The 16,012-nt window shown below is 40.0% G+C and carries 12 protein-coding genes; 5 read left to right on the forward strand and 7 right to left on the reverse strand.

Translation table 11 applies throughout. The features are described from left to right. Positions 1-2: 2 nt before the first annotated feature. The 3 genes from IV512_RS16540 to IV512_RS16550 all read right to left on the reverse strand — a co-directional run bounded on the left by IV512_RS16540 (position 3) and on the right by IV512_RS16550 (position 6,577). A complete protein-coding gene (locus IV512_RS16540; protein WP_209405360.1) occupies positions 3-986 on the reverse strand; it encodes an NAD(P)-dependent alcohol dehydrogenase in 984 nt (327 codons plus the stop codon). Positions 987-1,036: 50 nt separating this feature from the next. Next, a complete protein-coding gene (locus IV512_RS16545) occupies positions 1,037-3,982 on the reverse strand; it encodes a PKD domain-containing protein (protein ID WP_209405361.1) in 2,946 nt (981 codons plus the stop codon). Between the two features lie 132 nt (positions 3,983-4,114). Further along, positions 4,115-6,577: a M14 metallopeptidase family protein gene (locus IV512_RS16550; protein ID WP_209405598.1), complete on the reverse strand. Its 2,463-nt coding sequence runs from the start codon at positions 6,575-6,577 to the stop codon at positions 4,115-4,117. Between the two features lie 158 nt (positions 6,578-6,735). Between IV512_RS16550 and bshC the strand changes: the two genes are divergently transcribed. Further along, positions 6,736-8,343, forward strand: coding sequence for a bacillithiol biosynthesis cysteine-adding enzyme BshC (gene bshC, locus IV512_RS16555; RefSeq protein ID WP_209405363.1), 1,608 nt, complete (start codon positions 6,736-6,738; stop codon positions 8,341-8,343). A 7-nt stretch (positions 8,344-8,350) separates the two neighbouring features. On the opposite strand, the gene IV512_RS16560 is transcribed toward bshC, so the two are convergent. After that, a complete protein-coding gene (locus IV512_RS16560; RefSeq protein ID WP_209405365.1) occupies positions 8,351-8,896 on the reverse strand; it encodes a pyridoxamine 5'-phosphate oxidase family protein in 546 nt (181 codons plus the stop codon). Between the two features lie 689 nt (positions 8,897-9,585). Here IV512_RS16560 and guaA point away from each other — a divergent pair. The 4 genes from guaA to IV512_RS16580 all read left to right on the forward strand — a co-directional run bounded on the left by guaA (position 9,586) and on the right by IV512_RS16580 (position 14,350). After that, positions 9,586-11,118, forward strand: coding sequence for a glutamine-hydrolyzing GMP synthase (gene guaA / locus IV512_RS16565; RefSeq protein ID WP_209405367.1), 1,533 nt, complete (start codon positions 9,586-9,588; stop codon positions 11,116-11,118). 1 nt (position 11,119) lies between these two features. Beyond that, positions 11,120-13,294 (forward strand): LysM peptidoglycan-binding domain-containing protein, encoded by a 2,175-nt coding sequence (locus IV512_RS16570; RefSeq protein WP_209405369.1) that lies wholly within the window; start codon positions 11,120-11,122, stop codon positions 13,292-13,294. Positions 13,295-13,320: 26 nt separating this feature from the next. Beyond that, positions 13,321-13,725, forward strand: a complete 405-nt coding sequence (locus IV512_RS16575) for an OsmC family protein (protein WP_209405371.1) — start codon at positions 13,321-13,323, stop codon at positions 13,723-13,725. A gap of 82 nt (positions 13,726-13,807) precedes the next feature. After that, positions 13,808-14,350: a DUF922 domain-containing protein gene (locus IV512_RS16580; RefSeq protein ID WP_209405373.1), complete on the forward strand. Its 543-nt coding sequence runs from the start codon at positions 13,808-13,810 to the stop codon at positions 14,348-14,350. A gap of 41 nt (positions 14,351-14,391) precedes the next feature. Here the strand turns inward: IV512_RS16580 and IV512_RS16585 are convergent, their stop codons facing one another. The 3 genes from IV512_RS16585 to IV512_RS16595 form a co-directional block, all read right to left on the reverse strand. Then, positions 14,392-14,922 carry a hypothetical protein gene (locus tag IV512_RS16585; protein ID WP_209405375.1) on the reverse strand — a complete coding sequence of 177 codons (531 nt, stop codon included), beginning with the start codon at positions 14,920-14,922 and terminating at the stop codon, positions 14,392-14,394. 100 nt (positions 14,923-15,022) lie between these two features. Continuing rightward, the gene (locus IV512_RS16590) at positions 15,023-15,694 is read right to left on the reverse strand and encodes a hypothetical protein (RefSeq protein WP_209405377.1); all 672 of its coding nucleotides are present in this window, start codon (positions 15,692-15,694) and stop codon (positions 15,023-15,025) included. 29 nt (positions 15,695-15,723) lie between these two features. After that, positions 15,724-15,993, reverse strand: a complete 270-nt coding sequence (locus tag IV512_RS16595) for a hypothetical protein (protein WP_209405379.1) — start codon at positions 15,991-15,993, stop codon at positions 15,724-15,726. Between the last annotated feature and the right edge of the window lie 19 nt (positions 15,994-16,012).

Genomic DNA, 16,012 nt, shown 5'->3' on the forward strand with positions numbered 1-16,012 from the left:
TACTATGCCATATCTTCCTCATTAGCTACTTTAATAACCACATTGCCCGTTTTTTGACCTGAGGCTACATAGTCATAGGCTTCAATGATTGCATCAAAAGAGTAGGTTCGGTCTATTACCGCAGTAAATCTGCCTTCTCTGATGAGTTGCTTAATTAGTTTAAGACTTTGCTTAATTTTTCTTGGTACTGGAAACTTAACCCTTTTTCCATCCATTAGTGGAGTGGTAAGTGATAACCATACATTGGAGCCGTACGGCCCTAGTTCTGATGAGATATAAATGCCTTTTGGTTTAAGCAATAGCTTACACTTTGAGAAAGTGCTCTTTCCCACGGTATCAAATATAAAATCATAGGTATCTGAAACTTTAGTGAAATCTTCTTTTGTATAATCAATGACTCGGGTTGCTCCTAACGATTCTATCAACGCTATATTTTTAGTGTTAGCCGTTGCCGTTACTTCCAAACCTTCGTTTCGCAATAACTGAACGACTGCACTACCAATGGCACCTGTTGCTCCGTTGACCAAAACTTTTTGACCTTTAAGCAGTTTCACTTTATATATGAAGTTTAAAGCATAGTGGGCGCCTTCACAACTAGCTGCTGCCGATTCATAGCTTAATCCGTTCGGTATATGAACTATGCCCGCCCCTTCATCGATTGAAAGGTATTCTGCGTGTGAACTGAGAATTTCATCATTAAACCCAAAAACCTTGTCGCCAACATTCAAAGTGCTGACGTTCGACCCCTTTTTAATTATTTCTCCAGCAAAATCTGTACCTGGCACTTGATTTTTAGGCCTGAATATACCAGTGAATAGGCGACTGACGAAATAGCGGGCAGTAACCAGGCCTTCGTCAGTTCTATTGACTGTTGTGGCGTAAACTTTGACGAGAATCTCATTTTCTTTGGGAAGGGGGTTATCAACATCTTTCAATTTAAAGATTGATGAAGGTTTGCCATAGTTCTCATAAGTCAGGGCTTTCATACTCTTTATATTTATAAGTATGACGCCTATGCAGTTGTAATGTTACTGAACTACTGACTAATTACCATTGTAAGTATTTCGGTATCTCCCGTGCTCATTTTTAATCTGAGATAGTAAATACCACTGCTCAAAGTTGAGACTGGTACTTGGTAATCGCCCATGGAGTTAATGGTAAAATGAAATGAGTTTAACAGCTTTCCGGTAGAATCATGTACGTTTAGTTCCGAAATATAAATCTCCGCAGGTTGATTGATGAGTAAAACTCTGGCACTTCCGTTTTGGGCGGGATTAACTTCGAGAATTATATCTGGTTCACCATTTACTATTTCTTCTAAATCAGTAACCGTAATAGTAATTTGAGTCGTATCCGACATATTATTGGAATCGGTAACGGTCAGAGAAACCTGATAGGTGCCAACTGTATCGAATAGGTAAGTTGGGTTTGTTTCCGATGAATTATCCTCATTTCCAAAATCCCATAAATAGCTTAAAACACCCTCACTACTCATTGATTCTGTTCCGTTAAACTGAACTTCCAGTGGTGTTGGGCCACTCACTATATCCGCTGTCGCTTTTGCAATTGGCACTTCCGTTACAACCATTTCCGGATTTACGGTAACCGTAACCTCGTCGGAGGCAGTTTTGTTCTCGTCATCGGTTACCGTTAATCGGAAAATGTATTCCCCTTCAATCAAGTTGCTTGCTGAAAGGTCTTTTGTATCTTCGTTGGATAAGGAAGAGTTGTTCGGTCCACTGACTTGTGTCCAAAGAAAATCTACCGATCCACCATCTGGGTCGTTCCCCGAACCGTTTAACGTAATAGAGTTCGTTGGAAGGGTAATCGATTGGTCTGCTCCAGCATCGGCAGTCGGTTCTTCGGTCATAACTATTCCCGGATTTACGGTAACCGTAACCTCGTCGGAGGCGGTTGTGTTCTCGTCATCGGTCACCGTTAATCGGAAAATATATTCCCCTTCTATCAAGTTGCTTGCCGAAAGGTCTTTTGTGTCTTCGTTGGATAATAAGGAGTTGTCAGGTCCGCTTACTTGCGTCCAAAGAAAATCTACCGATCCACTATCCGGGTCGTTACCCGAACCGTTTAGGGTAATATTGTTCGTTGGAAGGGTAATCGATTGGTCTTCTCCAGCATCGGCAGTCGGTTCTTCGGTTATTACTATTCCCGGATTTACGGTAACCGTAACCTCGTCGGAGGCAGTTTTGTTCTCGTCATCGGTCACCGTTAATCGGAAAATGTATTCCCCTTCAATCAAGTTGTTTGCCGAAAGGTCTTTTGTGTCTTCGTTGGATAGAGATGAGTTGTTCGGTCCACTGACTTGTGTCCAAAGAAAATCTACCGATCCACCATCTGGGTCGTTGCCCGAACCGTTTAACGTAATATTGTTCGTTGGAAGGGTAATCGATTGGTCCGCTCCAGCATCGGCAGTCGGTTCTTCCGTTACAACTATTTCCGGATTTACGGTAACCGTAACCTCGTCGGAGGCAGTTGTGTTTTCGTCATCGGTCACCGTTAATCGGAAAATGTATTCCCCCTCTATCAAATTGCTCGCAGAAAGGTCTTTTGTATTTTGGTTGGATAGGGATGAGGTGTTGGGCCCACTAATTTGCGTCCATAGAAAATCTACCGATCCACCATCCGGGTCGTTACCCGAACCGTTTAACGTAATATTGTTCGTTGGAAGGGTAATGGATTGATTATTTCCGGCGCTAACAGTAGGTGGGTCATTGCTGGTAGTTTGCGTGGTGTTCTCAAAAATTCGGGGGATAATGTTATCCCATCCTATTGAAACTATGTCAAAGTCTCCATCATTATCAATATCTACTACTCTTGCCCCATCGTGATGATCAAACCCTGTGCCTCCCCCATTAATGGTATGGCGAATAAAATTCCCAGAGTCGCACAAGTCATTTTCAAAGGTAATCAGGCGGTTGTTTCCTTTCCATTCACCTACAGTAATATCATCATCACCGTCTTTATCGATGTCTTCGGCAAACACGCTCAAACTACCTCTAATATCTGAGGCAAGTAAGTGTTTGGTCCAGTTTTGTGAAGAGTTGGATGGATTCTCCCACCAAGCAAACTCCATTCTAGCGGCAGTTGTCGAATTTCCCGTCAATTGTCCCACAGCGGCATCGAGGTCACCATCTCCATCGAAATCAGATAGTTGTACCCTGTCTGGGGTGGTGGCGTAATCTATACCCGTATTAATGGTGGTCCAGGTACCATTTCCGTTGTTGCGCAACCAATTTTTCGATTGAAATAAATCGAGATCTCCGTCATTATCAATATCCCCTTTTTGAAGGTCTTCGCCCAAAGAACTGTTACTAATATTTTCAATAGGCCACTGGGTGTTAACCGGGTCTGCAGGTACTGTCAGCATTTGTACCGGAGAATTGGTAGATTCTGCTCCGTTCCAGTTAATCGCTATTTGATAGGTGCCATTGTCCTGAAAATCGTCCCCTGCGATTCCCGCAATAAAAGGCTCATGATAGCTTGTGTCTCCTGAAGGTATATTGTTATGAATCGTAAAACTGCCCGATCCATTGTTCTCAGCCCAAACTAAGTCAGACCCTCTGTAAGTGCCAGTAGTCCCTAAAAGATCAAGGTCGCCATCACCATCAAAATCATGAATGTGGGCCATGTTATTAAATGTGGCTCCTATGGTATTTCTAACCCAATTACCAGATGCCGACCCCGGGTTGCGATACCACCAAGCGCCCGTAACGATATCTTTGCGACCGTCACCATCAATATCAAAATCGGCATATATATAAACCAAGCGATAAGAAAATTCACTGCTCTCTAACTGATGTACCTGCCACTGGTCTGGGAAGGGGGTAGAGTTACATTGCGCCCCAATTTGAAAAAAAGAAAAAAGCGCAAAGCCTAGCATTAGAAAGTCTATGCCTCTTTTGAAAAATGTAAAATCTGAAATAATGGAATGAAGAAGTGGATTGGAAAAATACCTGTTTTTCATTTTCAAGCTTTTACGAGGGGGCAATACTACCATATTTTGACGGTTCTAAAAATGTAACTGGACAAGAATGACCATTAAAGCGATAAAGCGCTATTGTAGTATATACGTTAGGTAAGTAAAAATTGTTGGGCACTAATTCACCAAAAATAGAGCGTTTGCAAAGATGAGCTTGCCGTTCTCCCAAAACCCTCGAAATAAAGGGTTGTCGACCATATATATAACTTGGCCTTGACCATAATTTTCTACCCCGAAGATTAGGGTCTCCTGAATGTTTTTCTGCGCCTCACTACCGGCAAAACCTGAAACAGGCACAGTGCTTTGGCCATCTAAAAAAGCAACGGTTCCGCTTTCTAAATAGTCAAAGGCATCATTTCCTAATTTAAGGGAAAAGTAGGTGTCTGGATACCCGAAAGCTAAGGGGTGGGTATTATCAAGCTTACTTTTAAAAATAGCCCCTGTAATCGCCTGTTTGATTTGCTCCCTTTGATTTCCTTCAAAGTATGCAATGGCTGAACTACTGTCTTTTTGAATTACTTTGCTTCTAAGTCCGAATGTCTTGCCGGCGGCAAAGGTTTTCAGTGCTCCTCCCATGGCTATGAGCTTGCCTCCTTGATCGACCCATTTTTTGATTTTTTCTATATTGGTTTTCTCTAGAAACTTGGAGTAATGCTCACCATCGGGTAAGATGAGTACTTCATAATCAGAAAGGTTGATACTGTCGAAATAATAATTTTCTAGTACAGTAATCGGGTAGTTCAATTGCTGTTCGAAAAAATGCCATACTTCACCAAAACGAAGGGTAGATGTGGGTTCTCCGGAAAGTACGGCTATTTTAATGTTTTCGATAACCTTTACTGAGCCAGAACCAAAATCTTTACCTGCCTCAACGAAACCTGTGGTTGTTGAAGTTAGTTTCTTTGAATGTTCTTCTGAGATTTTAAAAAGTACTTGATGAAAATCGTCTTTCTGTAAGTTGTCCGCTTGCGTTATTATGAGCGTGCCACGCTGATATTTCTTGTTATCTAGAACAAAGGGTTGGGTCGAATAGCGAACGCGAATATTCTCTTTCAATAGGTCGGTCAAAAATTGGGCATCGCTAAAGCTGTTCCATTTGGCCAAATAGGCAAACGTGTTATTGTCAAAAGTTGTATTGGTAATGGTATCGTTTTTATCGTCTGTCGTATAGGCTACTTTTGATTCAGAAGCAAGGGCATCTAAGCCGTATGCATACGGAAGCGACCATGCGGTTATATCATAGGTTAGCGAATCGCTTAATTTGGCATTGGGCTCAAACAAAACTTTCACCAAGGTTCCCTTTTTTTGGTCGACAGGTACCACTAAACTATGTTTGGATGTTTTTAAACTTCCGTTTTTTCCATCTGTGTATAAAAAACCTTTCGCCGAACTGTTGGTAGCCCAACCATATTCAATTTCATGCTGCTTCAATAAATTGGTCAATGATTTAATTTTGTCCGTATCTCCGTTTAGCACATAACTCTTATGTTTATAATTTTTCTCCCTATGAAATTTCTCAAATTCCACATTTAATTTTTTAGAATTATTTGCCGCTATTTCTATGGTAGACAGTCCTGTGGTATGATGATGTTCAATTCTATCTTTAAGTGTGAGCGTGTCGCCAATACCGGTAACGATGGCCAGACCGGCACGGCCACTGCCCCCTTGTTCATAGGTCATGCCTATGCTGCCATTATAGGTAGGGAAGGTGTCGCCGTAGCTAGGGTAGAGCAGGTCAAAAACTTCTTTGGTAAAATAGAACCAGCCTTTGGCATCGAAATATTTAGCGTGGTTTTTGCCAACGGTAACTTGAAATTCACGCTGAAAATCAGTGATGACCTCATGAAAAGGTTCTGCTGCAGGGGCAAAATAGTAGGGGCTATCTACTGACTGTTCATGAAAATCTACATGAATATGCGGTAGCCACTTGTTGTACACTTTAATTCTTTGTTGACTTTCCTTTTGGGTAAGCCATGCCCAATCACGGTTTAAATCGAACATATAATGGTTGGCCCTACCGTTCAGCCAAGGTTCGTGATGTTCTTTGCTGTTGGGGTCGAGCTGATGAGGTGTATTTTTAAATTGATTGTACCAATTTACATAGCGCTCTCTTCCATCGGGGTTTACGCAGGGGTCAACGATTATGAGCGTATTTTCGAGATACTTGTTTTTCTTGGTTAAGATTTCATGCACGGTTTGCATTGATGCTTCTGTACTCACACTTTCATTGCCGTGTACATTATAGCTCATCCAAACAATCGCAACTTCAGGACTGCCCTTTCCTTCGCGGTTGTCAAGATGGGCCTGTCTGATGTTTTCTATGTTAGAGATGTTCTCCGCTGAAGAGATGTAGGTCAAATAAAGAGGGCGGCCTTCATACGTTTCTCCGTATTGTTGAAGCTGTACGCGTCGACTGTCGGCTTTTGCGAGATGTTGGTAATAATCTGTTACACGATGGAAAGGAGTGAATTTAGTACCTAATTCGTAACCTAAAAATTGAGAAGGTGATTTTAAATCTTGACCTAGGGAGGTTAGGCTATAAATGCTAAGGCAGAAAAATAGAAAAATTCTTAAATGCATATGATTGAGTGCGTAGAGTAGTCTAATGTGTATCTCAAATTTAATTATTCTATGCGAGGTTTGCGCTGTTTCATCCATAATATGATCATTAATCGGATGAACGTATTAACGAATTTTTAGGACGCCCAAATTGGGAAGAGTTTTATATTTACACCTCTATGAATATTGACTGTCTACCTTTCGACCGAACAGGGTACTTTACCGATTTTATTTGCGATTATATTGCCCAAAAAGAGGAGGTTAAGCCTTTTTATAACAGATTTCCGAACTTAGAAAATTTTGAGGATCAGTTAAAAGAAAAGGCAACCCACTTTCCTGACGCTCATCGCGAAGTGCTCTACTCGGTCTTGCAAGAACAGTATAAGGGTTTTGAGGTAAGTGAAGAGACGAACATCCATCTTAAAAAATTAAAGGAGCCTATTACATTTACAGTGGTAACGGGGCATCAGTTAAATCTTTTTACCGGACCGCTTTATTTTCTTTATAAAATTATATCGACTATCAACTTGACGGTCGAGCTGAAAAAAGCTTATCCAAAATATAACTACGTGCCGGTTTATTGGATGGCTACGGAAGATCATGATTTCGAGGAAATCAATTACTTCAATTTTAAGGGAAAGAAAATACAGTGGAACCCTGAGGATGATAGGTCAGGTGCGGTTGGTCATTTTGACACGGATGGCTTAAAGGAAGTTTTCGAAATTTTCGCATCACAATTAGGCACCACAATTCAAGCCCAAGAACTTAAAGATCTTTTTGAAGAAGCATATCTAGAACATCGTAGTTTGGCCGATGCAACTAGATTTTTGGCTAACGAACTATTTGGAAATCAAGGCCTTGTTGTGGTAGATGGAGATAGTCGTGAGCTGAAAAAGCTTTTGGTGCCCTATGCCAAGAAAGACATTTTAGAGCATGTAGCACATAAAGTGGTCGAAGAGACTATTTCAAAAATAGAAGAAGCGAGTTTTGGATACACGATTCAGGTGAATCCTCGTGAAATCAACTACTTTTATCTTAAAGATGGTTTACGGGGGAGATTAATCAAGCAAGAGGGTTCATTCTTTGTGCTTGATACCGAAATAAGCTTTTCTAGAGAAGAGTTGATCGAGGAGTTAGAAAAACACCCTGAGCGATTTTCGCCGAATGTTATTGCCCGGCCTTTATACCAAGAAGTGATACTGCCAAACCTTTGTTATATCGGCGGCGGTGGCGAAATAGCCTATTGGCTAGAACTGAAATCAATGTTCGAGACAATGCAAGTACCTTTTCCTATATTATTATTGCGAAATTCGGCTTTGGTCATAACTGAAAAGCAAGGTGGCAAATTGAAAAAGATGAATCTTTCAGTTGCGGATCTGTTCATGAAGCAGAGTAGTTTTATCAACAAGAAAATTCGAGAAATATCAAATATCGATATTGATTTTGGGCCTCAGAAAAGGCATCTAGAAGAGCAGTTTGAAACACTTTATGATCTAGCTGAAAAAACCGATAAATCGTTCTTGGGCGCAGTCAAGGCTCAGGAAGTAAAGCAAAAAAAAGGACTCGATAATCTAGAAAAACGTTTATTAAAGGCCCAGAAGCGAAAACTTGAAGATCAAGTATTAAGAATGACCGAAATACAGAACGAGTTATTCCCTAATCAATCTTTACAAGAGCGAAACCTTAATTTTTCTGAGTTGTACTTAGAAATGGGCGATAAGTTAATTCCAATGTTAGGGGATGCTTTGAAACCCCTAAGTCATGAATTTGCCATAATCAAAGTCTAAGCGTGTTTTAAGGCACCATAAACTTACCTTCCCAAGAACCGTTTTCTTTTAAGAAACTGGCTCGTATATGGTTCGGACGCTTTAGTTTGAGATATTCTATCTTGTGGGGCTCTATTTCAACGGGGCAAAAATAATTTTTGTCAGCGAGGTACTCAACTTCATCAGGGTTGTCAATGAAAGTACCCGGAGCAAGATGAGTGGTGTAATCTTTTTTATTGTTTTCCGGTACTTCTGCCCATAAGCCTTTTATTCGTTGCGGGTCATTCAGAGCACTTGCTCTGCCTACAATTTTAATTTGAAGAAGTTTTTCAGGGTTATAAAATAATAGACTAGCCTTATTGTTCTTTTTGATTTCGAGTACCTTCTGTGAGCGTTTATCGGTGTAGAATATAGGGTTTAATTCAGCTGATATATGACGTAGAACCACCGTTCGCATTTGAGGAGAATTTTTAGTCTCGACAGAAGCAAAAGTGCAAAATCGAAAGGGATGCCCTTTTTGAGTCACTCCCAGCATTAATTCCTCTTTTAAATCTTCCCAGAGTTTGTCGGTCATAAATAGTATGTTTAAAGTAAAATTAAAAAAACCTAGTGAACAGGGTAGGGTATTTTGTGACAACGGTGTTATAAATATAAATTGCTATGAAGAAGAGTCAATCTTTGAATTAGTTTATGTGTTTAGGTTGGTTTTTTGATTTTGATGTAAAGCCTGGGTTTGGTAGCCCGGGCTTTTTTTGTTTTTAGTAACTAGTTGATTCTAATATTTGAACCTTGCTTTCCTTTTGTAATTCTTCATTTTATAATTCTTCATTTTTCTCTTATCCTTCAATTAAATTTCGTGCTGTTTGGCATTGGCATTGCATTTGTTTTTTTCTCCCATCTCTGCGACATAGTTCGCCTTAAAAACATAAAAAATTATGCATTTTGTATTTTGTAGGAATTAGTTTAAAAAACTTAATACCAGATTTTTAAATATATTTATATAAAGTTATACTTGTCTATATGTGAAAGCTAATTTTATTGTTTTTTTTTAGTTGGTTTTATTGCTTTTTCTATTTTTATTTTATCATTATATAGATGTTTAAATCTTAAAAATCACAGAGCCGAGTTGTTAATTTCGAAGTCTGCTGTATGATTTTTGCAATACTTTTTTTAGATATCGGTTTTTGATGATAATTGTTGAAAACACATAATAAATATGTCGAAGTAGGCTTTTTGAAATTTTGGAAATAACTATTTTTGCCCATGCAAAACAACGTCCTAATTTTAGACTTCGGGTCTCAATACACACAACTCATCGCTAGAAGGGTAAGAGAGCTGAATATTTTCTGTGAAATCAAACCATATAACAAGCTGCCTGATGACTTATCAAAGTATAAGGCTGTCATACTTTCGGGGTCTCCGTTTTCAGTAAGGGCCGAAGATGCTCCCCATCCTGATTTGTTACAAATTAAGGGTAAAGTACCTTTATTGGCTGTTTGCTACGGTGCACAGTATTTAGCACATTTCGGTGGTGGTAATGTTGCACCTTCCAATACTAGGGAGTACGGCCGGGCAAATCTTTCTTTTATTAAGCCTGATGAAGTTTTTTTCAAGTCTATTTCCGAGGGCAGCCAGGTTTGGATGAGCCATAGCGACACTATTCAAAAACTGCCTGATGGGGCTGTTGTTTTGGCAAGTACGCACGATGTTGAGAACGCAGCGTATAAAATTGAAAATGAGAACACTTATGCGATTCAATTTCATCCAGAGGTTTATCACTCAAAAGATGGTAAACAGTTGCTTGAAAACTTCTTGGTGAACATTGCGGGTATAGAACAAACTTGGACGCCCGATGCATTTGTAGATATCACTGTAGCAGAATTAAAAAATAAAATAGGTGATGATAAAGTAATCTTAGGGCTCTCGGGCGGGGTCGACTCAACAGTGGCTGCCGTTCTTTTGCACAAGGCTATCGATAAGAACTTACACTGTATTTTCGTCAATAACGGTCTGCTTCGAAAAAATGAATTCGAAGAAGTTCTTGACCAATATAAAGATATGGGTCTAAATGTCAAAGGTGTCGATGCTTCGGCACGCTTTTTGGACGCTCTGAAAGGAGAAAGCGATCCCGAGAAAAAACGCAAAATTATCGGTAGGGTATTTATTGAGGTATTCGATGATGAGGCACACTTGGTAGAAGACGCCAAATGGCTTGCACAGGGTACCATATACCCTGATGTAATTGAATCGGTTTCGGCTACAGGCGGACCGTCAGCGACCATAAAAAGTCACCATAACGTAGGAGGGTTACCCGATTTTATGAAGTTGAAAGTGGTTGAGCCACTTAAGATGTTGTTCAAAGATGAGGTAAGAAGAGTAGGTAGAAGTATGGCAATTGGTGATGAGCGCTTAGGGCGTCACCCTTTTCCCGGTCCAGGGTTGGCCATTCGAATTTTGGGCGACATAACCCCTGAAAAGGTGGCCATTTTACAAGAAGTAGATTATATTTTTATTAAGGGTTTACGAGATTGGGGACTTTACGACAAGGTTTGGCAGGCCGGAGCGATGCTTTTGCCCGTAAATAGTGTGGGGGTCATGGGTGATGAACGAACTTATGAAAAATGTGTAGCTTTACGTGCGGTAGAAAGTACCGATGGTATGACTGCTGATTGGGTTAATCTACCTTATGAATTTCTCCAAAAAACATCAAACGATATTATCAATAAAGTACCGGGTGTGAACAGAGTAGTGTATGACATTAGCTCAAAACCACCTGCAACTATAGAATGGGAATAAAATGAACCGATTTTTCAAGAATATTGCTGTACTTCTTTTACTGGTTTCGGTAAGTGGCTGTAAAGCACAAAAATTTACTACACACTCTGTACAGAAGGGAGAGACTTTGGAAAGTATCGCCAAAGACTACAATGTCACTCAGTATTCCATCTTGCAATTGAATAAAGAAATTAAGCAAGGTGACGCTTTACGGGCGAATACTATTTTAGTTTTACCAAAATCAACAGGTAATGCTGTTTCAGATTCACGGCCGAGTACGGGTGGTAATTCAAAAGCTCCTGTGGCAACCCAGGAAGAACCGATTGGCTTTACTTCGCACAATGTTCGAAAGAGGGAGACTTTATATGGAATAGCGAAACGTTTCAATATTACCGAAGAAGATATTAAAAAGTACAATACAGAATTATATTCAAGTCCGCTTAAAAAGAAAATGACCTTGAAAATTCCTCAGTACAGAAGAACAGAAATTGCTGAGGTTAATGAGGGAGATTTTGAAACCTATACGGTTGCCCCAAAAGAGACCCGTTGGAGTATTGCGCATAAATACGGTATTACTGTAGATAGCCTATTGGTTTTGAATCCAGAGCTTTCAAAAGCGAACAATTACCTTGCTTCCGGTCAAGAATTAAAAATGCCCAAGTTACCGGGCAGTACGGTCGATAACCAAAAGACCCAACTTTACCTTTCGTATACCGTACCCCCCAAAATGAACTTCTTTCAACTGAAACAGAAGTACGGTGTTGAACCTGATGAAATTGTGCGTTTGAATCCTGAGATTACGGAGCGCGGTGGTCTAAAAGAGGGGATGGTTATTCGTATTCCGCAACAAAAATTTGATGCGGGCGACGTGAATACCGATAATTACAATTTTTATGAGGTAAAGCCCAAGCAGACCGAGTTTTCTCTAACAAGAAAGTTCGGCGTTTCCTATGAGGAATTATTAAAGCTAAATCCGGATTTAAGGGAAGGATTAAAAGCGGGTATGGTTCTAAAATTACCCAAGAGTCAAGAGGGAGATTTTGAAGTGCGTAATTCACTGGTGCTCGATAAAATTAATCTGGTAGACAGCGTTAACCGCCAAAATAGGCCAAAGCTTATGTTTTTGCTGCCTTTTCGATTAGATAGGTTAGATTTAGAAGATAAATCGGAAGTGGCTAGTGTTATCGATAAAAGAAACAGTCTTAAATATAGCCTAGGTCTTTATTCAGGTGCGTTAGTGGCCATAGACTCTATTGCCGACCTTGGCATATCGGTAGATGTGAAAACTTTCGATAATGAACTTAAACTGGCTAGGACCAAAGAGATACTGCAAAAAGAGAATCTGGCCAATGTAAGTGCAATAGTAGGGCCTTTAGACCTGGCATCTTTAAAAGAGACGGCGGTTCGTGCCAATGGCAAACAAGTGCCGGTTATAGCTCCCATACCTGCGGAAAGTGACCTTAGCTTGTCCAATGTATTTTATTCCTATACTCCTCCGAAGGTTTTAAGGGAGCACATGATGGATTATTTAGCTGATAAATTTGAAAATCAGAATATAGTTATAATCGCAGATTCGGCCCACGCCGCTGTACGTGATTCTATTTTGTATCGTTTTCCTGATGCGAAAGTTGCCGAGGTAGCTGAAGAAGAGAAAAATATCGGGGTGAATATCGAAAAGTTAAGACAACTACTCTCCGATGAGGAAGAGAATTGGGTGTTTTTAGAAACCAAGAACTTTAAGTTGGTGTCTAGTGTGACTTCGATTTTAAACTCTTTTCAAAACTCGTTGATGGATATTGATAAGCCTCAACGAGGTAAAATTAAGTTGCAAATGTTCACGACGAACCAAAATAGTGCTTTCGAGAACGATGTTATTTCTAACACACATTTGAGCAATATCAAGTTCACCTACCCTTCCGTATATAAAATGCCGGATAGTAATTCATTTTCAAAAAGATATGAAAAGCGCTTCGGAAGTTTACCCGATCGTTATGCAGTTCGCGGATTTGATCTGACTTTTGATCTATTACTTAAGTTGGCTTACAAGAACAACCTGATGGAAGCTTCAAAATTTGTCGGTGAAACGGCATACTCAGGCAATAAGTTCGATTATGAAAGAAATGGTGCTTCAGGTTACTCTAATCGTTCATCATATATCATGACGATTGAAGATTTACGAATTAAAGAGGCGCAATAAAGAGCACGTCATTCTAAATTATTTATATGACATCAAAAATCACTTATACCGGAGAGTTAAGAACGACTTGCGAGCATGTTCGGTCGGGTAGCACCTTCATAACCGATGCGCCCGTTGACAATAATGGTTTGGGTCAGGCATTTTCCCCTACAGATACGGTTGCCACGAGTTTAGGTAGTTGTATGTTGACGATGATGGGTATCAAGTCGAAAGGTTTAGGTCTTGATTTAAAAGATTCGGTGGTTGAAATTACCAAGCATATGGCTGCAGATCCGAGAAGAATTTCTAAAATAGAGGCCAAGCTTATTTTGCCTTCGGGAGTTTCAGAAAAAAATAGAAAAATTTTAGAACACACGGCAAACACTTGCCCGGTATTGTATAGCCTTCACCCCGACATCGAAAAGGTAATTACGTTCGACTGGAAACTTTAGGTCGGTTTGGTTCAATTTTTGAAGTGGTTTTGCAAATGAATCACCAATAGTTTTTGATGGGGTTCTCTAATTCATAAATTGAATGCTTTTCAGATTTTTTATAGGGATGTTTTTTTTCTTGATGACGCTGTCGATCGGGGCGCAAGAAGAAACCATACCCTGGAGTGCAGATAGAAAATTGCAATGGTCAGACTTTAAAGGAGATTACCTGAAGACCGAATGGGCCGCAGCCACAACGGCAAGCAGCATAAGCTACAAATTTTCCACATTTGCAAGGGGCGGACAATTATACGTCGACTTTGAAATAGGATGCGAATTTTACCCTCAGAAATCGTGGTACCGACCAGATTTGGTAGATTCAGTGATTTTGAGTCATGAGCAACTGCACTTCGATATCGCCGAATTGCATGCTAGAAAGATGAAGAAACGACTCGCGGAAACGCAATTCACGACTGATATTAAAGAGGAAGTCAAGAAAATATATAAAGAGGTCTTGAAAGAACTTTATATATTTCAGAATAAATATGATAGGGAGACTAACTTTTCAAGAGATCGACAGAAACAATTGTTCTGGAATAAAATGATTGCCGAGGCATTGTTCGAAACGAAAGAACCTTCCCCATAAATTAATAATGAGAAAGGTTCTTTTGATTTAGGCTTACTTTTTTAAAACCTAAAGGAAGCACCTATGGTCAAGTAAGCGGCGCCATAACCGGCTTCGGCAAAACCTGCAAAACTTTCTGAAAAGTACCACCGACCTCCGACAAATGCGCCTGCTCCTGGTCGGCTTCTATAATCGCTGTAATCATCACCGCCGTAGATTCTAAACGATACCATTGCACCCCCGTAAACGTCAAGATTGTCGATGTCAAACCCCGTATAATGGTATGCACCTCTAACACCAACGGTGGTGTACGACCAGCTATAGTTATCGTTAAAGAAGGTATCGTCGTAACTGAACCTTTTATATCCGATATAACCTCCTAGGCTTACCACACCGGGCCCAGGTACATCCCAAATGCCACGTTCGTAACTTACACTAAATACAGGACTTTGATTCGATAGACTTCCTCCGTAATAATAACCACCAAAACCAATACCGGCATTAATGACGTTAGTGCCTTGACTAAATTCTTGGGCTTGGGTAAACGAAAGGGTTAAAAAAGTAATTGCTAGATAGATAATTGATTTTTTCATGTTGATTGTTCTAATTTAGAATATGTTGATGAATTGTTTTAGCAAATATATATGCAAAATGTGTGTTAGATTATATCATCGATTGTATTTGTTCGCGACCTTACTGCCACCTAATAGTTCCATCAAGTGTAAGTATAACCCCAGTTTCAGTATTCGAGACCGTGGTGCTATCAAAAACCATTTCTTTCTCTTCAAAGTTGATGTTGTAGGCTTCTCCACAATCGGTGAATGTACCCCCTGGTGGAACGGAACAACCAAACCTGTATTCAACACTGTCAATAAAGATTACCATCGAAATGTCTTTTACTACACCATCATCTGAAAGTGTGTCTAGGTCGTCACCTCCGATGAGAACAAAACCTTTGTTAAAGTTTTTTGGATCCGGACCCTCTTCGGTAATTGGTGTGTTTTCATCAGTTAATATAACCGATTTCGTAGTGCCTGTTAAATCTGCGCGTCCGACAGCTATATGGGCCACTTCAAGGCTAGTGCCAACATCTGACGTTTCATCGCCCGTCAACGTTATAGTGCCTAATATATCCGTGGAATTTTCTTCTCCCACCTCATCTTCTTCATCTTCTTCGTTTTCTTCCTGCTCTTCCTCAGGCTCTTGTTCTACTTCCTCTTCCTCAATTTCAGGCTCTTCTTCCATCGGTACTTCTGTTTCAACCGGTGTTACGGGTGAATCATCAGGCGATTCGCCATCGGAGCATGAGGTTGGTAGTGAAGTCAAAAGGATTAGAGCGAATAAGGCCAGCCAGGGTGTTTTCATGAATTTAATGAGATAAGAATATTTCTAATTTAATCATCTGAACAGTTATCTCTGTAAAACTCAAGTTGTGCTCTATCTTCTGCATCAATGAATTCACTACATCGTTTTAAAATCTTATCAATATCTGAACTTATTTCGGAGCAGTCTTTGTCTTCACGATCATACTCTTCATCAATTTTTATCAAAAGCTCGGCGCAGTCTAATGCATCAAGCGTGTCTTTGGCATCATCTACGATATCACAGCTTGAAATTATAAAATTGGCAGTAGTAGCTAAAAGAAGTAGTTTGATGTTTTTCATGTGTGTTGGTGGTGTTAGG

The sequence above is a fragment of the Pseudozobellia sp. WGM2 genome (genome assembly GCF_017810075.1).
Lineage (GTDB): Bacteria > Bacteroidota > Bacteroidia > Flavobacteriales > Flavobacteriaceae > JADNYK01.